Source organism: Edaphobacter dinghuensis, assembly GCF_014640335.1.
Taxonomy (GTDB): Bacteria; Acidobacteriota; Terriglobia; order Terriglobales; family Acidobacteriaceae; genus Edaphobacter; species Edaphobacter dinghuensis.
Genome location: NZ_BMGT01000003.1, coordinates 259,647 through 281,267, shown reverse-complemented (window position 1 = coordinate 281,267; position 21,621 = coordinate 259,647). Strand labels below are relative to the sequence as shown.

Annotated in this window: 23 protein-coding genes; 12 read left to right on the top strand and 11 right to left on the bottom strand. The window is 57.6% G+C overall.

Going from position 1 to position 21,621, the window contains the following annotated elements; genetic code table 11:
* Positions 1-229: 229 nt before the first annotated feature.
* On the bottom strand, positions 230-907 hold the full coding sequence (locus tag IEW09_RS13075; RefSeq protein WP_188554661.1) for a carbonic anhydrase: 678 nt from the start codon (positions 905-907) through the stop codon (positions 230-232).
* A 58-nt stretch (positions 908-965) separates the two neighbouring features.
* Here IEW09_RS13075 and IEW09_RS13070 point away from each other — a divergent pair, with 58 nt between their 5' ends.
* Positions 966-1,679 (top strand): HAD family hydrolase, encoded by a 714-nt coding sequence (locus IEW09_RS13070; RefSeq protein ID WP_188554660.1) that lies wholly within the window; start codon positions 966-968, stop codon positions 1,677-1,679.
* A 300-nt stretch (positions 1,680-1,979) separates the two neighbouring features.
* Here the strand turns inward: IEW09_RS13070 and arsB are convergent, their stop codons facing one another.
* Entirely contained in the window at positions 1,980-3,047 is a 1,068-nt protein-coding gene (gene arsB / locus IEW09_RS13065) for an ACR3 family arsenite efflux transporter (RefSeq protein WP_188554659.1), read from the bottom strand.
* Entirely contained in the window at positions 3,044-3,451 is a 408-nt protein-coding gene (locus IEW09_RS13060; protein ID WP_188554658.1) for an ArsR/SmtB family transcription factor, read from the bottom strand. Before IEW09_RS13060 ends, arsB begins: the two co-directional genes overlap by 4 nt.
* 78 nt (positions 3,452-3,529) lie before the next feature.
* Between IEW09_RS13060 and arsM the strand changes: the two genes are divergently transcribed.
* The 4 genes from arsM (at position 3,530) to IEW09_RS13040 (ending at position 6,727) form a co-directional block, all read left to right on the top strand.
* Entirely contained in the window at positions 3,530-4,420 is an 891-nt protein-coding gene (arsM, locus tag IEW09_RS13055) for an arsenite methyltransferase (protein ID WP_188554657.1), read from the top strand.
* A gap of 8 nt (positions 4,421-4,428) precedes the next feature.
* Positions 4,429-4,917: an arsenate reductase ArsC gene (locus tag IEW09_RS13050; RefSeq protein WP_188554656.1), complete on the top strand. Its 489-nt coding sequence runs from the start codon at positions 4,429-4,431 to the stop codon at positions 4,915-4,917.
* Positions 4,918-4,926: 9 nt separating this feature from the next.
* The gene (locus IEW09_RS13045; RefSeq protein WP_188554655.1) at positions 4,927-5,334 is read left to right on the top strand and encodes an arsenate-mycothiol transferase ArsC; all 408 of its coding nucleotides are present in this window, start codon (positions 4,927-4,929) and stop codon (positions 5,332-5,334) included.
* A 169-nt stretch (positions 5,335-5,503) separates the two neighbouring features.
* Entirely contained in the window at positions 5,504-6,727 is a 1,224-nt protein-coding gene (locus IEW09_RS13040) for an FAD-dependent oxidoreductase (protein WP_188554654.1), read from the top strand.
* 104 nt (positions 6,728-6,831) lie between these two features.
* Here IEW09_RS13040 and IEW09_RS13035 read toward each other — a convergent pair whose 3' ends face one another.
* Positions 6,832-7,419, bottom strand: coding sequence for a histidine phosphatase family protein (locus IEW09_RS13035; RefSeq protein ID WP_188554653.1), 588 nt, complete (start codon positions 7,417-7,419; stop codon positions 6,832-6,834).
* 188 nt (positions 7,420-7,607) lie between these two features.
* On the opposite strand from IEW09_RS13035, the gene IEW09_RS13030 reads away from it, so the two are divergent.
* Together IEW09_RS13030 and uvrB are read left to right on the top strand one after the other, a co-directional pair.
* Positions 7,608-8,513, top strand: a complete 906-nt coding sequence (locus IEW09_RS13030; protein ID WP_229739394.1) for a class I SAM-dependent methyltransferase — start codon at positions 7,608-7,610, stop codon at positions 8,511-8,513.
* Between the two features lie 60 nt (positions 8,514-8,573).
* Positions 8,574-10,562 (top strand): excinuclease ABC subunit UvrB, encoded by a 1,989-nt coding sequence (uvrB, locus tag IEW09_RS13025; protein WP_188554651.1) that lies wholly within the window; start codon positions 8,574-8,576, stop codon positions 10,560-10,562.
* Positions 10,563-10,609: 47 nt separating this feature from the next.
* On the opposite strand, the gene IEW09_RS13020 is transcribed toward uvrB, so the two are convergent.
* The gene (locus tag IEW09_RS13020) at positions 10,610-11,029 is read right to left on the bottom strand and encodes a type II toxin-antitoxin system VapC family toxin (RefSeq protein ID WP_188554650.1); all 420 of its coding nucleotides are present in this window, start codon (positions 11,027-11,029) and stop codon (positions 10,610-10,612) included.
* Positions 11,026-11,595, bottom strand: a complete 570-nt coding sequence (locus tag IEW09_RS13015; protein ID WP_188554649.1) for a hypothetical protein — start codon at positions 11,593-11,595, stop codon at positions 11,026-11,028. Before IEW09_RS13015 ends, IEW09_RS13020 begins: the two co-directional genes overlap by 4 nt.
* Positions 11,596-11,630: 35 nt before the next feature.
* Here IEW09_RS13015 and IEW09_RS13010 point away from each other — a divergent pair, with 35 nt between their 5' ends.
* From IEW09_RS13010 to IEW09_RS12995, 4 genes are all read left to right on the top strand, one after another.
* Complete coding sequence (locus IEW09_RS13010; RefSeq protein WP_188554648.1) at positions 11,631-11,828, top strand: hypothetical protein; 198 nt, start codon at positions 11,631-11,633, stop codon at positions 11,826-11,828.
* A gap of 75 nt (positions 11,829-11,903) precedes the next feature.
* Positions 11,904-12,293 (top strand): DUF302 domain-containing protein, encoded by a 390-nt coding sequence (locus tag IEW09_RS13005; protein WP_188554647.1) that lies wholly within the window; start codon positions 11,904-11,906, stop codon positions 12,291-12,293.
* 13 nt (positions 12,294-12,306) lie between these two features.
* Positions 12,307-12,954: a YdcF family protein gene (locus IEW09_RS13000; protein ID WP_229739301.1), complete on the top strand. Its 648-nt coding sequence runs from the start codon at positions 12,307-12,309 to the stop codon at positions 12,952-12,954.
* Positions 12,955-13,060: 106 nt separating this feature from the next.
* Complete coding sequence (locus IEW09_RS12995; RefSeq protein WP_188554646.1) at positions 13,061-14,959, top strand: alpha-L-arabinofuranosidase family protein; 1,899 nt, start codon at positions 13,061-13,063, stop codon at positions 14,957-14,959.
* 153 nt (positions 14,960-15,112) lie between these two features.
* Here IEW09_RS12995 and IEW09_RS12990 read toward each other — a convergent pair whose 3' ends face one another.
* Complete coding sequence (locus IEW09_RS12990; protein ID WP_188554645.1) at positions 15,113-15,994, bottom strand: SCO family protein; 882 nt, start codon at positions 15,992-15,994, stop codon at positions 15,113-15,115.
* A 98-nt stretch (positions 15,995-16,092) separates the two neighbouring features.
* Between IEW09_RS12990 and IEW09_RS12985 the strand changes: the two genes are divergently transcribed.
* Positions 16,093-16,878 (top strand): dienelactone hydrolase family protein, encoded by a 786-nt coding sequence (locus IEW09_RS12985; RefSeq protein ID WP_188554644.1) that lies wholly within the window; start codon positions 16,093-16,095, stop codon positions 16,876-16,878.
* Positions 16,879-17,107: 229 nt separating this feature from the next.
* On the opposite strand, the gene IEW09_RS12980 is transcribed toward IEW09_RS12985, so the two are convergent.
* The 4 genes from IEW09_RS12980 to rpsO all read right to left on the bottom strand — a co-directional run bounded on the left by IEW09_RS12980 (position 17,108) and on the right by rpsO (position 21,580).
* Entirely contained in the window at positions 17,108-17,518 is a 411-nt protein-coding gene (locus IEW09_RS12980) for a hypothetical protein (protein WP_188554643.1), read from the bottom strand.
* A 34-nt stretch (positions 17,519-17,552) separates the two neighbouring features.
* Positions 17,553-18,464 (bottom strand): DMT family transporter, encoded by a 912-nt coding sequence (locus IEW09_RS12975; protein WP_188554642.1) that lies wholly within the window; start codon positions 18,462-18,464, stop codon positions 17,553-17,555.
* A gap of 151 nt (positions 18,465-18,615) precedes the next feature.
* Positions 18,616-21,015 carry a polyribonucleotide nucleotidyltransferase gene (gene pnp, locus IEW09_RS12970; protein WP_188554641.1) on the bottom strand — a complete coding sequence of 800 codons (2,400 nt, stop codon included), beginning with the start codon at positions 21,013-21,015 and terminating at the stop codon, positions 18,616-18,618.
* Positions 21,016-21,313: 298 nt separating this feature from the next.
* Positions 21,314-21,580 carry a 30S ribosomal protein S15 gene (gene rpsO / locus IEW09_RS12965; protein WP_188554640.1) on the bottom strand — a complete coding sequence of 89 codons (267 nt, stop codon included), beginning with the start codon at positions 21,578-21,580 and terminating at the stop codon, positions 21,314-21,316.
* Between the last annotated feature and the right edge of the window lie 41 nt (positions 21,581-21,621).

Genomic DNA, 21,621 nt, shown 5'->3' with positions numbered 1-21,621 from the left:
TCTGGATAGGGAAAAAGGTACGTCATCTCGACCGAAGCAACGGACAGCTCCATCGTCCGTTGCGCAGCGGAGAGACCCCTGTATTTGTTTTCGTTCGACCAGCAACATCAGCCTATGCCAGAGAGGCCTAGCTATAGGCCTCTCTGGCATAGATTTCTTTTTGTTTGTCATTCCCGAAGGGAATCTGCGTTCAGCTCGAATCCCCAAAACGACATCCAGAACAACCTCACTAAAGCGGCAACACCTTCCCCGTAGCAAGATCGTAGTACCCCGCGACAACCTTCACTCCATCATCCTTCATCGCCTTCGCAATCACGGTCGAGCTCACCCCCAGCAGCCGAGCCTGAAACAGCGCATTCGCCTTCACCGCCGCCGCAACATCCTCATGAATGTCTTTGATCGCCGGCATCATATGCTGATACAGCGAGCTGATCTGCCCCGGAACCTCCTGCCCCTTCATCGCCGCGCTCACCGCGCCGCACTTCGCATGTCCCAGCACCATAATCGCCTTGATCCCAAGCACCGCCACGCCATACTCCAGGCTGCCGATAATCTCAGGCGTCAGCATATTCCCCGCAACCCGCGTCACAAACAAATGCCCAATGCTCTGGTCGAAGACCAGCTCCACCGGCACCCGCGAGTCCGCGCACGACAGGATCGCCGCAAACGGCTCCTGCTTCTCCACCGTTCCCGCCTTCAATATCTTCAGGTCAAGGTCGAACGAGGTCAGCTTGCCCGCGACAAACCTTGCATTGCCCGCCATCAGCTCCTGAATCGCCTCATCCGCGCCAACAGGCTGCGCCTCGGCTGCTGTGCCATGCATCATCGCACCGCCTGCAACTCCAGTCGCCGCTACTGCTGCCATAAATCGCCTTCGTGTCCATGCGCTTCTGTCCAGCTCGCTCATATCCGCGTCCTCCTTGCGTCCGCAAGCTTACCGCAGTTCTGTCGATTATCGTTAAGAAATGCACTTCCCCACCCAGCCGCGCCTCATCGTCTTCGACCTCGACGGAACCCTCATCGACTCCAGCGTCGACCTCTGCAACTCCATCAACGCCGCCCTCGCCCACTTCAACAAGCCGCCTCTGCCCGAACCCGTCATCGCCGGCTACATCGGCGACGGAGCCTCCATGCTCGTCCGCCGCGCCCTCGGCGACCCTGAAGGCGACGTCCACGACGAAGAATATGTAACCGAAGTCCTCACTTATTTTCTCGACTACTACCGCATCCACAAGCTCGACTTCACTTACGTCTATCCCGGCGTCATCCTCTCGCTCGAAGCCATCCGCGCCGCCTGGCCCGACACCCTCATGGCCGTCCTCACCAACAAACCCGTCAACCCCTCACGCGACATCTGCGCGCACTTCGGCCTCTCGCGCTTCTTCTTCCAGAACTACGGCGGCAACAGCTTCCACACCAAAAAGCCCGATCCCCACGGCCTCCTCACCCTCATCGCCGAAGCCTCCGCCATCGCAGGTCAAACCATCACCCCCGCCCAAACCATCATGGTCGGCGACTCGCACGTAGACGTCCTCACCGCCCGCAACGCCGGAGCACAATCCATCGGCTGCACCTTCGGCCTCGCCCCACAATCGCTCATCACCACGCCACCCGACCACCTCGCCAACGCTCCCACCGACTGGCTCACCATCCTCGGCATCAACCAACGCAGCTCCTAGCGAAACACCACGGAACTCATCCACCACCCATGCGCCATGCATCGCCCTTGTTCAGCTAACAGCTAGAACTATCTCCTCTAAGGTCTAGCTTCCTTGTTGTCATTCCCGAAGGGAATCTGCGTTTTGCTCGAATCGCCAAAACTACATCTAGAGGAGAATCGCTCTAGCCGTCATCTCACCTAAACCCACGTCATCTCACCCAAAGCACGTCATGGTGGGAAGCTAAACCCGCGAGTATTACGAAACGCCCAACTAGCGCTAGCCTGATTGAACGACTGGCGACAAGCCGACTTATGGGCACTAACTTCTGGCCAGGTAGAGTCGCCTACGCAACCAGAAGGCTACGTTCACTAAGCCAATGAGGGCTGGAACTTCGATCAGCGGGCCGACTACACCGACAAACGCTTCTCCAGAATTTAACCCGAACACAGCGACTGACACAGCGATTGCCAGTTCGAAGTTGTTTCCGGCAGCGGTGAATGACAGCGTGGCCGACTGCGCGTAGTCAGCGCCCAAGTATCTTCCCATCCAGAAACTTACCAGGAACATGACAAGGAAGTAGACGACCAAAGGAATGGCAATCTTCACGACATCCAACGGCAGCCGCACGATCAAATTACCCTTGAGGGAGAACATCACGAGAATGGTAAATAGCAACGCGATGAGTGTTAGCGGACTGATGCGAGGTACGAAGCGAGTGAGATACCAATCCTCGCCTTTCGTACGGATGAGCGCATAGCGTGTCAGGAAACCCGCAGCAAACGGCACGCCCAGATAGAGACCAACGCTTTTCGCAATCTGTCCGATGCTGACGTTCACGACGCTTCCCTGGAGACCGAACCATCTGGGCAACACTGTCAGGAACGCCCACGCATAGAAGCTGTAGAAGAACACTTGAAAGACGCTGTTGATCGCAACGAGCCCGGCGACATAATCCGTGTCGCCCTCCGCCAACTCGTTCCAGACCAGTACCATCGCGATACACCGCGCAATGCCGATCAAGATCAAGCCGCGCATGTACGCTGGTTCACTGCGTAGAAAGATCACTGCAAGGGCGAACATCAACACAGGGCCGATAAGCCAATTCTGCACCAGAGACAGGCCGAGCACGCGTCGATTGCGGAAGACCTCGCTCAGCTTGTCATAGCGGACCTTCGCCAAAGGTGGAAACATCATGACGATCAGGCCGATGGCAATGGGGATGTTTGTCGTTCCAGTCTGAAAGCGGTTCACGAAGGCAGCGGAGCCAGGCACAAAATGCCCGACACTGACGCCTACAGCCATTGCAAGGAATATCCAGAGCGTGAGGAAGCGGTCTAAAAAAGACAGTTTCTTTCGCTGCGCCGGAGAGCATAATGCTGTGCTCACTCGCACACCTCGCAACAGTCCACGGCTGCCGGAAGTGGAGCGCCGGCAAGGTCGTACTTAGCCGGAGAGCAGCAAGCCTTAGAGAGGCGCGCGCGATCTGACTGCATGGCCTTGTCTTCCTTGAGGGAGTCCAGCGTTTGGCGTAGCATCTGCGCTGCCCCGATGTGCTGCGGCATGACGATGCGGTAGTGCATCCACTTGCCCTCGCGCCTTGCCGAGACAATTCCGGCATTACGGAGGTAGGCAAGATGCCTGGAGATCTTCGGCTGAGGGCCGCCCAAGATCTCCACAAAATAGCAGACGCAGACTTCTTGCTCTCCCATCAGGTTGAGGAGTCTTAGGCGTGTCGTATCACCGAGGGCCTGAAAGAATTGGGGCATGTCGAATTGTGCTTTTCGAGCCATGCGATATGTATATGCTTTGACGAATGTGTTTGCAAGAGATATATTCACCTAAACGAATGTGTTTCTGAGGGTGAGTGCATGGCAGAAGAGATTCTTGATTCTGTACGGTTGAAGTACGGTGCAGTGGCACAGAGCAGTCTGTCCAGCAACGATGACGGAGTAAAGGCCGTCGCAGAGGCGTTCGGATATTCCGCCGAGGAGCTAACTTCCATTCCGGCAGAGGCAAACATGGGGTTATCTTGCGGCAATCCTACCGCCACCGCACACATTCGGCCCAACGAGGTTGTGGTAGACCTTGGTTCGGGCGGCGGCCTTGATGTCTTCCTTGCCGCGAAGATGGTAGGGCCGAAAGGCAGGGCAATCGGCATCGACATGACCCCGGCCATGATTGAACGGGCGCGAACGAATGCGGAGTCCGGTGGATATACGAACGTGGATTTTCATCAGTCCACCATCGACCGTATCCCGCTACCGGATGCTTCTGTCGATTGCGTCATCTCAAATTGCGTCCTCAACCTTGCGCCAGACAAGCCTGCTGTCTTCCGGGAGATTGCACGCGTCCTCAAGCCTGGAGGCCGCCTTGCCGTCAGCGACATTGCCCTCAAGGAAGAGTTGCCGGAAGCTGTCTCTCGCAGTATGGCGGCCTACGTAGGGTGCATCGCTGGAGCGATCAAAATCGACGACTACCGCGCCGAGCTGCTTGCTGCCGGATTCGAGCATGTCAAGATCGTGGACAGCAATGCAGACCTCAATGCTTACGCAAAGGTGGAGAACCAATCGGGCTGCTGCTCCCCAGCAATGGCAGAGGGTTCGTGCTGCTCGCCCACATCGAACACCTCCACACTCCACGCCGAATTATCAGACCTGCTGAGCAAATACGACGTGAACACGGCAGTCGCCAGCGTAAAGGTGTATGCCATCAAACCCAGATCGACTGCTTCATGCTGCGGGCCGGACTGCTGCTCGTAGGAGCGACTATGCCACACTACAACATCTTGTTTCTCTGCACCGGCAATTCTGCTCGCTCAATCATGGCCGAAGCCATTATGAGATGGAAGGGCCGCGAAAACTTCAGTGCTTACAGCGCAGGCAGCCATCCAATGGGCGCAGTTCGCCCGGAGGCATTGCGACAGATCGAGTTAGCAAGTCTCAGCACTGCCGGATTGCATAGTAAGTCATGGAATGAGTTCGCCAAGCCCAACGCCCCAGTGATGAACTTCGTCTTCACAGTCTGCGACAACGCCGCTCACGAAATCTGCCCAGTTTGGCCGGGCCAACCTATCACTGCTCATTGGGGAGTACCTGACCCAGCCGCCGTATCCGGTACGCAACAAGAGATAGACCGTGCATTCTCGCAGGCGTTCTCTATCCTCGAACGGCGTATCAGCCTCATGCTGGCGCTACCGCTCGCCAGTTTGGACGCGATGGCACTCAAAACCAAGCTAGACGACATCGGAAAGAAATAAGGAAAACTCATGTTCAAAGTAATCTTCGCTTGCGTTCACAACGCCGGACGGTCTCAGATGGCGGCCGCGTTCTTCAACCATCTTGCAGACCCACAGAAGGCCCATGCCGCGTCTGCAGGTACTGAGCCGGGCGAACGCGTTCATCCTGAAGTGCAGGCCGTTATGCAGGAGGTTGGAATAGACCTCAGCGATGCGAGGCCTCAGAAACTCACGGAAGAACTGGCAAAGAGTGCTCAGCTTCTCATTACGATGGGGTGCGGAGACAAGTGCCCTTATGTGCCCGGTCTGCGCCGTGATGACTGGCCCCTCCGTGATCCGAAGGGACTGTCCGCAGAGGAAGTCCGCGCGATACGTGACGAGGTGAAGCAGCGCGTTCAAGAACTTCTCGAACGAGAAAATTTGGATCAGTCCTCATAAACGCCCTTCTCATCATGTTCCAGAGATTTATGATGTCCTCGCACTTGAAGCGAAGTTGTGATGACTTTTGATATCGCTGCCTTAGTGCTTCGCCCGTGCTGTACAAATCTTCTATATCCACGCATTTCTTTTTGACTCCCCGCCAGCCCCTTGCTACCCTTGCCGCACCATGGCGGACGCTCAAAGCTCGGCCTTGAAGACCACCTGCTGCATCGTCGGCGGAGGCCCCGCAGGCATCATGCTCGGCTTCCTCCTCGCCCGCGCCGGCATCGACGTCACCGTCCTCGAAAAGCACAAAGACTTCTTCCGCGACTTCCGCGGCGACACCATCCACCCCTCCACACTCCAGCTCCTCTACGAGCTAGGCCTGCTCGACGAGTTCCTCGCACTCCCCCATCAGCAGCTCACCCAGCTTGCCATCGCCATCGGCGGCCAGACGCTTCCCATCAGCGACTTCTCCCGTCTTCCCACACACGCGAAGTTCATCGCTCTGATGCCGCAGTGGGACTTCCTCAACTTCCTCTCAGCGCAGGCCGCTAAGCTCCCCAGCTTCCATCTCCTCATGGAGCACGAAGCCACCGGCCTCATCGAAACCCGCAACCGAGTCACCGGCGTCCGCACCAACACCCCCGCAGGTCCGGTCGAAATCCACGCAACCCTCATCGTAGGCTGCGATGGCCGCCACGCTATCACCCGCGTCTCCGGCCATCTCCCGCTCCACGACACGGGCGTCCCCATCGACATCCTCTGGTTTCGTCTCAGCCGCCACGAAGGCGAACCAGAAAACGCCCTCGGCAACATCAACTACGGCAGCTTCGCCATCCTCATCAATCGCGGCGACTACTATCAGTGCGGCTACATCATCGCCAAGGACACCTTCGTCACCCGCATCCAACCTGCCGGTCTCGAAGCCTTCCGCAACTCCCTCGTACACCTCGTTCCATTTCTAAACGATCGCGTCCACGAGATCACCAGTTGGGATCAGCTCAAACTCCTCTCCATTCAGGTCAACCGCCTCACCCGATGGCACAGCCCCGGCCTGCTCTGCATCGGCGACGCCGCACACGCCATGTCGCCCGTAGGCGGCATTGGCATCAACCTCGCCATTCAGGACGCAGTCGCTGCCGCACGCATCCTCGCACCCACGCTCAAAACCAGCCTCGTCACCGAGCTTACGCTCGCTCACATTCAGGGCCGCCGCGAGCTGCCCACCCGCATCACCCAGGCCTTTCAGGTCACGGTGCATCACTTCCTGAACCGCACCCTCGGCAACCCTGCCGCAGTCAAACCGCCCTTGCTCCTCAGGCTGCTCTCAGCTCGCCCCTTCGTCCGCCGCACTTTGGCACGCTTCATCGGCATGGGAGTGCGTCCCGAGCACATTCAGACTCATTAGAAAGGGGTTAGCATCATGTAACCGGATAAAGCGTCTTTAGCTGGTTACAGAGCATATGATGTAACCACTAAAACAGCATCTAACCAGTTACATCGCCATTTTTTTTATCCCTCGAAGCCCCGGTTCCAGCTTTCGATCACGCGAGTCTCCCGTTCCCATCCCAGCACGCTCACGCTGCCCGTCCTCAACGCAAAAAGCCTTCCATCTCTAGCATTTAGCCCAACCCACCGCGCCGCCAGCACCCGCAGAATATGAGCATGCGCAAACAAAGCCACCCGCCCGCCCGAGCCAGCCTTTAAAGCCCGCTCAATCACCCCATCCGCCCTAACCCCAACTTTTTCAATAGCTTCCCCACCTACAATCTCGTTCTCCCAAACCGACCACCCAGGCATCTCCGCCCGAATCTCCTCCGTAGTGCGACCCTCGTGAATGCCGTAGTCCCACTCCCGAAGGTCTTCGTCCACCTTGGCAACATCGCCAAACCCGGCAATCGCGCAGGTCTCAAGCGCCCGCTTCATGGGGCTGCTGAACACGGCCGCAAACTTCGTTCCCGCAAGATAATCCCGTAACTCCTCGGCCCGTTGCCGTCCTCGCTCCGTCAACCCTACATCGGTCCGGCTGGTATGTTTCCTGTTCAGACTCCATTCGGTCTCTCCATGCCGAATCAGCCACAACTCCACATTTGCGCACATTCACCCCTCCAACATCTTCTTTCTCAATTACCAGAAGAGACCTCTTTTCCAAAAGGTATCATCAGCACATTCACACAATGAATGCCAGAAGTTGTCCCGTATATATCACGGGGTCTTGGGTAATTTTTCTGTGCTAGGATGGCTGAATTATTGCCAGCGATGATGAAATGATGAATAGTGGGGACTTGATGAATAGTTGTAGGAATTGCGGAGCCTCGACTCTGCGCGAGTTAGGTTTTATCGGAAATCTTGCTCCATTTTTTCTCAAGCGTGTCTATCGAATCGAATTAGCGACCCGTATTTCGTCTCACCCGTTCAAGCGATTTATCCAGAAACTGACAGCTCCAATACAGTCGCTTGTATCACGAATACAGCCTGCCATCGCTGCAATCGAGATGCAGTCCTGCCTCAACTGTTCTTTTGTTCAGAGTAAATTTCCTTTTCCGGAAGAAGGCCTTGCTCGCCTTTACGCGGACTATCGTTCCGATTCTTACAATAAAGAGCGTTGCCACTACGAACCTTATTATGCTGCGATTGCCAATCAAATCGGTCAGCATACAGAACGTGGCCTGGATCGCATCACTGCTCTTACCAAATGGTTGGAGAGCAGAGTAAATCTCAGCGAAGCTTCCATGCTCGACTATGGTGGCGCTAACGGTCAGTTCCTCCCGAACGTTCCGGGAGAAAAATATGTCTTTGAGATCTCCGACATTGAGCCATATGCAGGAGTTATTCGCATAGCCGATGCTTCTCAGCTCCAGACCTACTCCTACATCCAACTCTCCCATGTGCTTGAACACGTAAATGAACCTCTCATCATGGTCAGGCAAGTCGCTGCATTCTTAGCGAAAGATGGATATCTTCTCATTGAGGTACCCCAGGACAGCAGCTCTGATTTCCTGAAACGCTTGCAAACTGGTGACCTAAACTGCGATGTTGGAGTTCATGAGCACATCAATAACTACTGCGAGCTCTCTGTACAGAAATTGATTGAAGCCGCCGGTCTTCAGTTGATTTCTATCGAAGCGGTTCCAGTCGAAAACCCCAGTGCCAAACAGAATTTCATCCGCGCACTGGCAAAAAACTGGCAATAGTAGAAGGCTCTGAGAGTATCTTCCCTCTTTTTGATTGAAGCCTTGACATATGATCAGTGAATGGATTTCCAGCTCTCCACTACCTATAAGCCTCAGGGTGATCAGCCTCGCGCCATTGAAGAACTTGTGAGCGGGCTCAACGCTGGAGAGAAGGACCAGGTACTGCTCGGCGTCACCGGTTCGGGCAAGACCTTCACCATGGCCAAGGTCATCGCCGAGTCGAACCGTCCCGCGCTGATCCTCGCGCATAATAAGACGCTCGCCGCACAGCTTTATCACGAGTTCAAGACCTTCTTTCCGAACAACGCGGTCGAATACTTCGTCTCCTACTACGACTACTACCAGCCGGAAGCCTATATTCCTGCCGGCGACCTCTTCATCGAAAAAGAGGCGACCATCAACGAGGAGTTGGACAAGCTTCGCCTCTCCGCCACACGCAGTCTCTTCGAGCGTCGCGACTGCATCATCGTCAGCTCTGTCTCGTGCATCTACGGCCTCGGCTCGCCCGAAGCCTACTACGGCATGTTGCTTCTGCTCGAAAAAGGCCAGAAGATCAAGCGCGAAGATATCATTCGCCGCCTCGTCGAAATCCTCTACGAGCGCAACGATGTGGACTTCCGCCGTGGGACGTTTCGCGTGCGCGGAGACATCATCGAGGTCTATCCCACGTACGACGAAAACGCCTATCGCATCGAGCTCTTCGGCGATGAGATCGACTTGCTCTCGCAGATCGATCCTCTCTTCGGCAGCGTTCGTCAGAAGTACTCGCGTCTGCCTATCTATCCGAAGTCGCACTACGTCGTGCAACCGGAGCGCAAAAAAGCTGCTTCCGACTCCATTCTCGAAGAGCTCTTCGAGTGGGAGGCGCAGCTTGAAAAAGAAGGCCGTTTGGTCGAGTCGCAGCGCATTCATCAGCGCACGCGCTTTGATCTGGAGATGATTAAATCCGTAGGCTACTGCCACGGCATCGAGAACTACTCTCGCCATATGTCAGGCCGCCTGCCGGGTGAGCCGCCACCGACGCTGCTCGATTATTTTCCCCGCGACTTCCTCATCTTCATCGACGAGTCGCACGTCACCGTGCCGCAACTCCACGGCATGTGGCACGGCGACCGCAGCCGCAAGCAGAACCTCATCGACTACGGCTTCCGTCTGCCCTCGGCGCTCGACAATCGTCCGCTGCGCTTTGAAGAGTTCGAGTCTCGCACCGGCCAGATTGTTTATGTCTCTGCGACTCCCGGCCCTTATGAACTCACCAAGTCTGCCGGTGTCGTCGTCGAACAGATTATTCGCCCCACTGGCCTCATCGATCCCATCGTCGAGATTCGTCCAGTCAAAGGACAGATCGACGATCTGCTCGCCGAGATCCGTGACCGCACTGCAAAAAATCAGCGCGTGTTAGTGACAACCCTGACCAAGCGCATGTCGGAAGACCTAGCCAGCTACTACACCGAAGTTGGCGTTCGCTGCCGCTATATGCACTCTGAGATCGAGACGCTGGAACGCATCAAGCTGCTGCGCGATCTGCGCAAGGGCGAGTACGACGTGCTGATCGGCATCAACCTACTGCGCGAAGGACTCGACCTGCCCGAAGTTTCGCTGGTGGCTATTCTCGATGCGGATAAAGAAGGATTCCTCCGCTCGCAGGGATCGCTGATTCAAACCATCGGCCGCGCCGCTCGGCATCTGGAAGGCCGCGCCATTTTGTATGCCGATAAGATGACCGACTCCATGCAGCGTGCCATCGACGAGACCAACCGCCGCCGCGAAAAACAGGAGGCCTACAACGAAGAGAACGGCATCACTCCTGTCTCCGTGAAGAGTGCCATCGAGATGGGCCTCGCCGGCATCCTCAAAGCCGACTACGCCGACCTCACCGACGAGGCCGAAGGCGTTCCCGACTTCGCCACCCAGCAGGAGCTGGACACCTACATCGGCAAACTGGAATCGGATATGCGCGAAGCGGCGAAGAAGTTTGAGTTTGAAAAAGCCACCAAGTTGCGTGATACGGTGAAGGAACTCCGCACCAAGGAGTTTTTATTTAGCTGATGCTTGTCAGTTTTCATTGCCGACATTGCGCCCTCTTTGAGGGCTTCTCAGAGCAATGGTGTATTGAAATCCGCAATGAATTGAATTCCCGGTACATCTAACCCCAACAACTGTTTATCCCCGGTAAGAAACAAATCAATGCCTGCCGAAGCTGCAGAAGCCAAATGAATCGCATCGGCGATCTTTAATTTGTTGATAGCTCGTAACCTGCTGAATGGAGTCACAGCACCAGCATCGAAAGGAAGATAAGAGAAGCCCATTTCCTTCATGGTCTGCTGTATCCGCACTCCCTTGTCGGGCGAATTTGCTGCACCAGCCATCACTTCTCCGTAAGCAAGAAAGCTACTATGAAGCGAATCGCTCCGCTCATAGGACCTCTGCAAAAGATGCTGGACTCGTTTTGAATAGGAGGGATTCCCTTCCAGCAGATAGATAAAGAGCATTGAATCCCAAAAGATCTTGCTCAAGCCGCCTCCTCATCGTCAGATCTTATCCACCGGATGAATGCTTCCGCACCGCCATACTCTTTGAGTTCCTCTCTGAGCAACCCCTTCAATTTTTCCGTCAATCGCAGTGCCCGTGTGGCGGCATCTTCCGCAACGTTTGTTGCTCCGGAGGATGCCTCTTGCGTTGCTACTCCCTGTTCGGTCTTTCGGTAATGCACGACAACGGTTGTGCTCAACTTTGAAGGAGGACCGTCAACAGACGTAATTTCCAATCCATTCTCTTTCAAGAATTTCTCTGATCGCAGAGCATTGCACACTTGAGGAGTATTGTTCGAAGGAAATCCAAGCGGAGCCAGATCATCAAGCACATTCCGAACCCGGATCGTAAAAGAAGTCTGGCCGGCACGCAGTGCAGGAGTTACATATTTGTCCTTTGCTACCGACCGAACCTGATCGCTTAGTTTGTATCCCTTCATCTCGACCCCCAGATAGACTGTCTGACTGTCTAAACAGTATACTTTTTGACAAAAGTAAGTCAATCTTGCCAACCCCATTGTCATCTGGAAATTCCCGGTAATCTCTTTCAAGCTTCCTTAGCTCGTCTCCGCGATAAAATCACTGCATGAGCGACTTCATCCCCAAAGCATCTACCCAGAAGATCGGCGGACTCGGCCCTAAGGCAGCCCGCTTGCAGGCCCTGCGCGAGAAAGCTGCTCGCCAGAACGACGGCTCCAAGGCCAATCACGCAGACTCCGGCCCCGCAGCCAAGGCCTCCAACGCCCCGGCTCGCAAGACGGCCTTTCAGCGCAAAGCCACCTAATCCAAACTCAAGGTTTATAGAGGATGTCTCATCCCTCGTAGACTTCGCAGAATATTCTTCGCAAGGGAGCGTCGCATGAGCACGCCGAACGGCCTCGTCACTCACCCCAGCCCCTACTCTGTCCCTGAGACACTTGACCGCCTCGAGGCCGTCCTGCACGCCAAGAACATCAATGTCTTTGCCCGTGTCGACCACAGCGGCGAGGCCGCGAAGGTTGGCCTGGCCATGCCGCCCACGCAGTTGCTGATCTTCGGCAACCCCAAAGGCGGCACGCCGATCATGCTCGCCGCGCCGCTGTCGGCCATCGATCTTCCGCTCAAGGCGCTGGCCTGGCAGGATGCCGGGGGCAAGGTCTGGGTAAGTATCAATGATCCGCGCTACTTGCAGACGCGCTACGATCTGAGCGATGAGCTGCTCAAACCCATTGCCGGAATCGAAGGCCTTATCTTGCAGGCGATAGCCTGATAACCTTACCTCCGTGAGATATCTCAACCGGGCCTTCTTCTATCTCTCGGCTATCGTCTTCGCCATCGCGCTCTTTATGGTGGGTATCTATATCACGATCCCCACGCACAACACCGCCGCCACCCACTTCGACACGCTGATCGTGCTTGGCTACCCGGCCAACGCCGACGGCACCCCTTCGCCGGAGCAGCGCGAGCGTGTCCTCGAAGGTGTTCGCGAGTACAAGGCCGGGGTGGCACCGTACATCATCATGACCGGCACCGCCGCACACAATCAGTACGTCGAAGCAGACGTGATGGCGCAACTGGCACGCTCGCAGGGCGTTCCGGCGTCGGCGATCCTTGAAGATACCCAGGCACAGAACACGATTCAGAACATCTACTACTCGGCCCGCATCATGCACGATCACGACATGAACTCCGCCGAGATTATCAGCTCTCCGAGCCATCTTCCTCGCGCTGCGCTCATCGTCAACACCTTCAACGTCGACCAGCCCAGCCTCTACATCAACTGGCGCACCCACGCCGCGCACTGGCCGCCGGAGTACAGCATCTTCCGCGAGGCCATCCTCTACATCGGAGAGGCACGGAACTGCCTGATTCTGCGCTTCAACGGCTTCCCTTCCTCGCGCTTCCTCCCCCGAGATCGCGCTATTAATTAGCACGCGGTCAACATCGACGAGCCAAAACCTGCTTTCTTCGGTTAGGATCGTTGTGCACCACAAGTAAACGTTCTCTCGCCGTCTATTTCACGAAGGACCTATATTCATGCGCCTCGAAAAATTTGCCGCCGTCCTGCTGGCCGGCCTGCCTTTTGCCGCCATGGCCCAGCAGCCCGCCACGCTCACCATCGACACTGCCAAGCCCATCGCCGCCGTCAGCCCCACCCTCTACGGCCTTATGACAGAAGAGATCAACTACTCCTACGATGGCGGCCTTTACGCGGAGCTGGTCAACAACCGCACCTTCCAGACGAATCGCGGCCCCAGCACTGCTGACTGGACCATTCTGCAAAACGGCGACGCTCGCGCCACCATGACCATCGACAAGACCACCGGCCCCAGCGAAGCGCTTCCCCTCAGCCTCAAGCTCACCGTCGATAACGCCGCGCAGCACTCCGAGGCCGGCATCGTCAACAGCGGCTACTGGGGCGTTCCTGTCCATCCCTCGACCACCTACCACGGCTCGTTCTACGCCAAGGCCGACAACGCCAGTGTCGGCGCGGTAACCATCTCGCTGATCAACGACAAGACCGGCGTCTATGAAGCCATCGCCACGGTCCCGGCCCTCAGCACGGAGTGGCACCGCTACGAGTACACCCTCAAGACCGGCAACCTCGTCGCCTCCGCAGCCAACCACCTCACGCTCTCGGTCGAGCACCCCGGCACCGCATGGTTCTCGCTGGTCTCTTTGTTCCCGCCGACCTATCAGAACACTGCCAACGGCAACCGCATCGACCTGATGCAGAAGCTTGCCGCGATGCATCCGGCGTTTCTACGCTTCCCCGGCGGCAACTATCTCGAAGGCGACCACATAAACGAGCGTTACGAGTGGAAGAAGACCATCGGCTCGCTCGTCGACCGTCCGACGCACCCGAGCCCGTGGAACTATCACTCCTCCGACGGTCTCGGCCTGCTCGAGTTCTTCGAGTGGTGTGAGGACCTGCACATGCAGCCTCTGCTCGCCGTCTACGCCGGTTACTCCATGCGGCAGGAGCACGTCGACGCCGGTCCAGCGCTTGAGCCTTACGTGCAGGACGCACTCGACGAGATCGAATACGCCACCGGCAGCACCTCCACCAAGTGGGGAGCTATCCGCGCCAAAGACGGCCATCCCGCTCCCTTCCACATCAGCTTCGTCGAAGTTGGCAACGAAGACTGGTTCGATAAATCCGGCAGCTACAGCGGCCGCTACGCCCAGTTCTATAAGGCCATCAAGGCTGCATATCCCGACATCCAGATCATCGCGACGGCACCGGTCAAAGGCATCCGCCCCGACATCATCGACGACCACTTCTATCGCTCTGCGCAGGAGTTCTTCGACGATGTACATCACTACGACAAGACCGATCGCAACGGCCCCAAGGTCATGGTCGGCGAGTGGGCCACGCGTGAAGGCTCACCCACCACCAACATGGGCGCGGCCCTCGGCGACGCCGCATGGATGACGGGCATGGAGCGCAACAGCGACATCATCGTGCTCGCCAGCTACGCTCCGCTGTTCGTCAACGTCAACCCCGGCGGCATGCAGTGGCCGAGCGATCTGATTGGCTACGACGCGCTCAACAGCTACGGCTCGCCCAGCTACTACGCGCAGGAGATGTTCAGCACGCACCTCGGTGACCACGTGCTCGACGCGAAGCTCGATACCGTGAATCCACGCCTGTTCGACTCTGTAACGGTAGATAATAAAAACCATCGCGTCATCGTCAAGCTGGTCAACGGCTCATCGCTGCCGCAGGCGGTCAACATTAATCTGTCGGGCGCAAAGGTACACAGCAACGCGCACGTCACCACCCTTGGCGCTCCGACCACCGCGGCCACCAACTCCATCACCGACCCCACGCGCATCGTTCCCGTCGTCAGCACCATCTCGAACGCCGCATCTACCTTCACCCACACCGTACCGCGTTACTCGATCCAGATTCTCGATCTCGATCTGAACTAAGTCGGACCCACGCGGCCAACTCTTATGTCCTGCAAAGACATAAGAGTTGGCCGCAATTCTTTTAAAACCGTCTCCACGCTACGCTCGGATTTTCTTCTACAGACAAGACCCTATCGAGGCTCGTCCTGCACAATAGATCATGCTCGCTGCACTCTAAGCGGGAGCTCCTGAGGCTGGTTTCTTTTTGCTAAGAAAATAGAAGCCAAGCCCAATTCCCAGCAGCGTCAACATCGCCGCCAATCCCAGTATCCGCAACACCGCCACGGTGTACTTGCCCGACGACGGGACGTAGTTGCAGCAGTACAACAGAAATAAATCCTTCGCCGTGGCAATCTTCAGGTGCGACGCATTCACCAGCGCCAGCCGCACGTCTCTCGTCGGATAATCAATCCCCGCCAGATACTCAGACATCTTGCCCTCGGGCGTGGCAAACATGATCACGCTCGAGTGAGCGAACTGGTCCATCTTTCCATCCGGCCCCGGCACGCGCACATAATGAAACCCCGTGGCCTCGGCGAGCGCCGTAATCGAAGGCTGCTGCCCAGTTAGAAAATGAACGCTGTCCCCAGCATTCGGCTGCCCGATTCCGGCAAGAAATGTCTTCTTCGCCTCTGCCGCATCAGCAGGCGTATCCATCGGATCGATGCTCGCCACCACAACGTCGTAATCTTTTCCCGCTGTCAGCCCTGTTCCCTTCAATCCCGCAGCCATGCCGTGCAGCACCTGCGGACACAGCATCCCGCATTTGAAGTAGACCAGCGCCAGAGCAATCGGACGGTAATGGAAGTACTGCCCCAGCGTTACCTGCTTGCCTGCATCGTCGACAAAGGCAGCCGACAAAGGCAGCGACTGATTCAACCGTTCCACCAGTCCCGCGCCCTTCAGGTAGTCCGGCGTCTGCTGCGCCATCGCGCCCATTGTGCCCATCGGCTTGTCCGCGCCGATCTGCTGCCCATACATCGACGTTGCCAACAACCCAAGCCCCGCCAACGCCAATACGCCGAACCGCCGAAACCCGATCAAAGCACCCTCCAACCGACTCTCCTTCCATGCTACGCCCCTTCCATCAGGCAGGCGCTATTCTAGAGAGACAGGCGAGCAACAGCATCTGTCACCGACAACCAGAGGAAAACATGATCATCATCAGCGACGAACACGTAGACCTGTCCACGCCCAACGGCCCCATGCGCACCCACATCGTCCGCCCCGCCGCACCCGGACGCTACCCCGGCATCGTCTTCTACTCCGAGATCTTCCAGATCACCGCGCCCATCCACCGCACCGCCTGCCTCCTCGCCGGACAAGGCTACGTCGTCGCCATGCCCGAGATCTATCACGAGTTCGAGCCCGCAGGCACCGTCTTTGCCTACGATCAGGCCGGCTCCGACCGCGGCAACGCGCTCAAGACCACCAAGACCGTTCAGAGCTACGACGACGATGCCCGCGCCGTCATCGACCATCTCAAGTCCCGCTCCGACTGCACCGGACACATCGGTGCCCTCGGCATCTGCATCGGCGGACACCTCGCCTTTCGCGCCGCCATGAATGCCGACGTTCTCGCTACCGCCTGCTTCTACGCCACCGACATCCATAAAGGCGGTCTCGGCAAAGGAACGAACGACGACTCCCTTCAGCGTGCGGCGCACATCAAGGGCGAACTCCTCATGATCTGGGGACGTCAGGACCCCCACATCCCCCTCGAAGGCCGCCTCAAAGTCCTCGCCCGGCTCAACGAGCTTGGCACCCGTCTGAGCTGGCACGAGGTCAACGGAGCCCACGCCTTCATGCGCGACGAAGGCCCCCGCTACGATCCCGAACTGGCCTACAGCTTCTACGGTCTGGTCTTCAACCTCTTCCACCGCAAGCTGGGTCAGGGCGACCTGGCCGCCACCGCCGCCTCAACCGAGACCCGCCACTAGAGCTATTTCAGGCGATGCAAGAAACGTCATCTTGATCGACCCTATTGACACCCCCGATATACTTAACTCAGAAGACAAAAGGAGAAGCCCGGCACTCGCCGGGCTTTTTCATTTGAACCAAGTCCATCCCTAAGTCCTAATTAAGTCTGGACTTCAGATAGACTCCGTTTGGACTTAAGTGATCTTTTTGGAAGACTTTAGGACTTAAGTACAGGAGGGGGGGTAGAGGTCAGCGCCAGCTCACCGCCAGATGCCAGCGCATCTCCCGGTCACGGGCCTTTTCGAGAACCTCGGCGTACTCCCGCAGCTCGGAGAGCACCTGTTTCCCTTCGGTGCCGAGTTGCTGGGGGTCGTCGCGCAGGGCCTGCAAAAGTGCCTGCACCGTCTTCAGGCCGTCGGCGGGGGTATACCACTGCGGCGGCGGAAGCTTTCGCAACAACTCCTGGTCGCCTGCACCCTCTTCAATAAGAAGAGCCATCGAGTTCTCATCCGCCGAAAAGAACTCAATCAGCGGACGCACCCCCAGATTGAGCGCGAGCTTTTCAAGAGCGTCCTCATGACGAGCGAGCGAACGGCCATTGACGAAGGTATCAAAGCCGGGGTCCTCGCCCTCGACGACGATGTACATAGAAGCTGCCATTCAAGGCAGTGTACCGCTCCGCCACGCGGAAAATCTATCGTATGGAGAGTACCGCATCAGAGTCCCCACCCCTTGAAAGCAGGAGATACGTCGCTCCGGCCACCAGCAGAACCAGGCCAGCGCCCATCCGCAGCGTTAGTGGGGGACGCAAAAACGCGATGCCCTCCAACACGGAGAGGAGTGGGACGAGCAGATAGCGCGTTGCAAGCCGCACCGGAGACATCGCGCGCAGCAGCCATACCAGCAGAAGCAGCTCGACGAGGCTGTAAAGCGAGCGGATTGAGAGCAGATATGACGCTACGCTCCTACTGGAAACAGTGGATAACCCCGTTAACCCGCAAGCCATCAGGAACACGGCGTTCGCCAGAAACACGATCGCTAAAGATTCCAATGTTCCAAGCTCGCGAAGCAGGCTGTAGATTCGTTCACTGCCAAAGCCAACCAACGCAACCACCACAAGAAGGACGGCGAATACGATCTGTCCGCGTGGCGAAGTCGGAAAGTTGAAGGGGAGCAGAAGTAAGACTCCGCCGAAGCTGATCAGTGCAGGGACAAAGAATCGCCGGACACCGGGCTCAAGCTCACGGCCTATGGCGACGACCACGATCACAAACGGCACCAGAGCAAAGAGTGCCGCGCAATTAATGTCCGATATTCCATCGCGGGTCCACTCCACTGCTACTACAGGTACGCCGAGAAGCAGGATGCTCATTGCAGCCGCTTTGAGCCAGAGCAGATCGCCGCGACTCACGCGGGCCCATATGCTCCGATAAGAGAACGCGCATGCCAGCAAGCCAATGATTCCGTAGAAGAAGCCCTGCTGCGCGATGGAAGACTCGTCGGCACCGCCTTCGGGCAGCAGCCATGAGCTCGCCGAGAGAAGGCACAGCGCAAAAAATGCGGCCCATGTCGTCCATCGCATCTGCTGCGGCTGCGCTGTTGTCATGAATCATCTCCCGGAGCTTATGTGCAGCTCTGTATCCTTCAACGGCCTGGCCGTATGGATAGATTGCGATGCGGCGAGTTACAGGTGCAACTCTTTGGAAAAGCAAAAGGGCCGCGCACTCTGCGCGGCCCTTCTATTCAATCCATAACGATTACTGATTGCCATTACCACCGGAACGAGGAGCACCGCCGCCGCCCGGTCCACCACGACGTCCGCCGCGACGACGACGACCGCCGGGACGACGCTGTCCACCGGCAGGAGCGCCTGAACCCTCGCCGACGGGTGCCGGAGCAGCTCCATCGGCGCGGTTGAAGTTCGGCTCGTCCGAATCCGACTCGTCATCGTCCTCGAAGTCGTCACCGTCTTCTGCCTCGGCGACGTTGCCTTCGGAGGCGTTCGGGCGAGGATGCGCCGGTGCGCCATCGCTGCCGACCTGTGCGGGATCAGGAAGTCCCAGCTTGGCGCGCTGCTCGCGCAGGACCGCCTTGCGGGAGAGCTTGATGCGATTGCCTTCGATGGCAAGCACCTTGACCAGAATCTGATCGCCTTCGCGAAGCTCGTCCTTGACCTCTTTGACGCGATGCTCTGCGATCTCCGAGACGTGGAGCAAACCGTCGGTGCCAGGGAAGATCTCGACGAATGCGCCGAACTCTGCCAGACGAACGACCTTACCGAGATAGGTTTTGCCAACCTCAGGCACCGCGGTGATGTCGCTGATCATCTGGATGGCGCGATCCAGTCCTTCGGCGTCGCTTGAAGCAACGTTGACGCGACCGCTGTCGTCCACATCGATCTTGACGCCGGTGGCATCGACGATGCCGCGGATGACCTTGCCGCCAGGTCCGATGAGATCGCGGATCTTGTCGGTCGGAATCTGGAGGGTGTGAATACGGGGAGCAAACTTCGACTTCTCTTCATTGGCTCCGGCGATGACAGCATCCATCGTGTCGAGCAGCGAGAGACGACCGCGACGTGCCTGCTCCAGCGCCTCGCGCATGATCTGCGGCGTGATGCCCATGATCTTGATGTCCATCTGCAGCGCGGTGATGCCGTTGCGCGTACCGGCGACCTTGAAGTCCATATCGCCGTAGTGATCTTCAGCACCGGCGATGTCGGTGAGGATGGCGTAGTTCTCGCCTTCCTTGACGAGGCCCATGGCGACACCGGCAACCGATCCCTTGATGGCAATCCCGGCCTGCATCAGCGCAAGCGATGCGCCGCAGACCGTTGCCATCGAAGAAGAACCGTTCGACTCCAGAATGTCGGAGACGACACGCAGCGTGTAGGGCGACTCGTCCTCGGCGGGAAGAACAGCCTCGATGGCTCGCGACGCGAGAGCGCCGTGGCCGATCTCGCGACGGCCTACGCCGGACATGCGGCCAACTTCGCCGACCGAGAACGGCGGGAAGTTATAGTGCAGCATGAAGCGGCGCTTCTGCTCGCCTTCGTAGCTCTCGAGGCGCTGTGCATCATCGGTCGTACCGAGGGTCGCGCTTACAAGGGCCTGCGTCTCTCCGCGAGTAAACAACGCGGAGCCGTGAACGCGGGGAAGAACGCCGACCTCGACCGTGACGTGGCGAATCTCGTCGAAGGCGCGGTGATCGGGACGGATGCGCTCCTTGAGAACCTGCTCGCGGAAGATAATCTCGCGCAACAGCTCGTAGTATTTGCTGAGCTTCTTCGCGGCGGCGGCATCACCTTCGGGAAGGTCGCGCTTGAGCTCGTCCTTAATCTCCTTGACCAGAGCGTAGCTCTCGAACTTGGGGTGCTTCTTCGTGTCGAGCGCATCCTTCAGCTTGTCGCCGATCTTGGCGGTCAGGGCGTTCAGATACTCCTGATCATTCTCGACCGCGGTGACGAGACGCTTGGCCTTGCCTGCGCGGCTGACGAGGTCCTCGATCGCAGCACAGATCTTCTTGATCTGTTCATGCGCGAACTCGATGGCGTCGACGACGCGGTTTTCGGCAACTTCCTTCGCACCGGACTCGATCATCACGATGCCGTCCTTGGTGCCGACGACCATGATGTTCAGCTTGCTGTTCGCGCGCTCGGCATAGGTGGGGTTGACGATGAACTGATCGTCGACCAGGCCGATGCGAACTGCGCCTACCGGGCCGTGGAAGGGAATATCGCTGAGGGCCAGGGCGCAGCTTGCGCCGTTGATGCCGAGCACGTCAGGATCATTTTCCTTGTCGGCGGAGTAGACGAACGCGACCACCTGGGTCTCGTTGCGGAAGGCTTCGGGGAAGAGCGGGCGGATAGGACGGTCGATCTGACGGCTGGTCAGGATCTCCTTCTCGCTGGGACGGCCTTCGCGCTTGATGAAGCCGCCGGGGATGCGGCCGCCGGCATAGGCGAACTCGCGGTACTCGACCGTGAGGGGGAAGAAGTCGATGCCTTCCTTGGGGTCGGGCGAAGCCACGGCAGTCGCCAGAATTACGTTGTCTCCGCTGGTGGTAAGCGCGGCGCCGGAGGCCTGCTTGGCCATGCGCCCTGTCTCAAATTTAATTTGCTTGCCGCCGGCAAGCTCAACTGTAACGTCCTGCTTCATGTTGCCCTCTCATTTTTTGTCTATTTGGAAACTTGTTAAATCGCGTCATCCTCTTGCGGGCGCGAAAAGGCAGCTCCACGGCGACGACTATCGGGCCGCCTGGAAGCTGCACTGAATACAATCTTCGATTGATGGTGAGTGTCCGGCGCGATCCGTCATCGACGCACGACGAGACCCGCTCATCGTCAGCAATTCCAGCGGCAAGGTCTTCAATGACCTAGCACGAGAAGTTGCAGCCGAACGAGAACGGGCCGTGCATGCTTCCATAGGATTGAACGGTGTCTCCGGAGACAATGCGCTACTTGCGGATTCCCAGCTTACCGATCACGTCGCGATAGCGGTCCGCGTCGCACTTTTTGAGGTAATCAAGCAGACCGCGGCGCTTGCTCACGAGCATGAGAAGCCCGCGGCGCGATCCGTGGTCCTTCTTGTGGGTCTTGAAATGCTCCGTCAACTCGCCGATGCGCTCACTCAGAATCGCGATCTGAACCTCGGGACTCCCGGTGTCTGAGTCGTGTGTACGGAACTTTGCAATAATGTCTGTCTTTTTAGCAGATGCCAGCACAGATTTCTTTAACTCCTGATTCTTCTAGTCCACTCTTAGTG

Coding starts and splice junctions, on each gene's coding strand:
- IEW09_RS13075 (WP_188554661.1), bottom strand. CDS start 907: ATGAGCGAGCTGGACAGAAGCGCATGGACACGAAGGCGATTTATGGCA.
- IEW09_RS13070 (WP_188554660.1), top strand. CDS start 966: ATGCACTTCCCCACCCAGCCGCGCCTCATCGTCTTCGACCTCGACGGA.
- IEW09_RS13060 (WP_188554658.1), bottom strand. CDS start 3,451: ATGGCTCGAAAAGCACAATTCGACATGCCCCAATTCTTTCAGGCCCTC.
- arsM (WP_188554657.1), top strand. CDS start 3,530: ATGGCAGAAGAGATTCTTGATTCTGTACGGTTGAAGTACGGTGCAGTG.
- IEW09_RS13050 (WP_188554656.1), top strand. CDS start 4,429: ATGCCACACTACAACATCTTGTTTCTCTGCACCGGCAATTCTGCTCGC.
- IEW09_RS13045 (WP_188554655.1), top strand. CDS start 4,927: ATGTTCAAAGTAATCTTCGCTTGCGTTCACAACGCCGGACGGTCTCAG.
- IEW09_RS13040 (WP_188554654.1), top strand. CDS start 5,504: ATGGCGGACGCTCAAAGCTCGGCCTTGAAGACCACCTGCTGCATCGTC.
- IEW09_RS13035 (WP_188554653.1), bottom strand. CDS start 7,419: ATGTGCGCAAATGTGGAGTTGTGGCTGATTCGGCATGGAGAGACCGAA.
- IEW09_RS13030 (WP_229739394.1), top strand. CDS start 7,608: ATGAATAGTTGTAGGAATTGCGGAGCCTCGACTCTGCGCGAGTTAGGT.
- uvrB (WP_188554651.1), top strand. CDS start 8,574: ATGGATTTCCAGCTCTCCACTACCTATAAGCCTCAGGGTGATCAGCCT.
- IEW09_RS13010 (WP_188554648.1), top strand. CDS start 11,631: ATGAGCGACTTCATCCCCAAAGCATCTACCCAGAAGATCGGCGGACTC.
- IEW09_RS13005 (WP_188554647.1), top strand. CDS start 11,904: ATGAGCACGCCGAACGGCCTCGTCACTCACCCCAGCCCCTACTCTGTC.
- IEW09_RS12995 (WP_188554646.1), top strand. CDS start 13,061: ATGCGCCTCGAAAAATTTGCCGCCGTCCTGCTGGCCGGCCTGCCTTTT.
- IEW09_RS12985 (WP_188554644.1), top strand. CDS start 16,093: ATGATCATCATCAGCGACGAACACGTAGACCTGTCCACGCCCAACGGC.
- IEW09_RS12980 (WP_188554643.1), bottom strand. CDS start 17,518: ATGGCAGCTTCTATGTACATCGTCGTCGAGGGCGAGGACCCCGGCTTT.
- IEW09_RS12975 (WP_188554642.1), bottom strand. CDS start 18,464: ATGACAACAGCGCAGCCGCAGCAGATGCGATGGACGACATGGGCCGCA.
- pnp (WP_188554641.1), bottom strand. CDS start 21,015: ATGAAGCAGGACGTTACAGTTGAGCTTGCCGGCGGCAAGCAAATTAAA.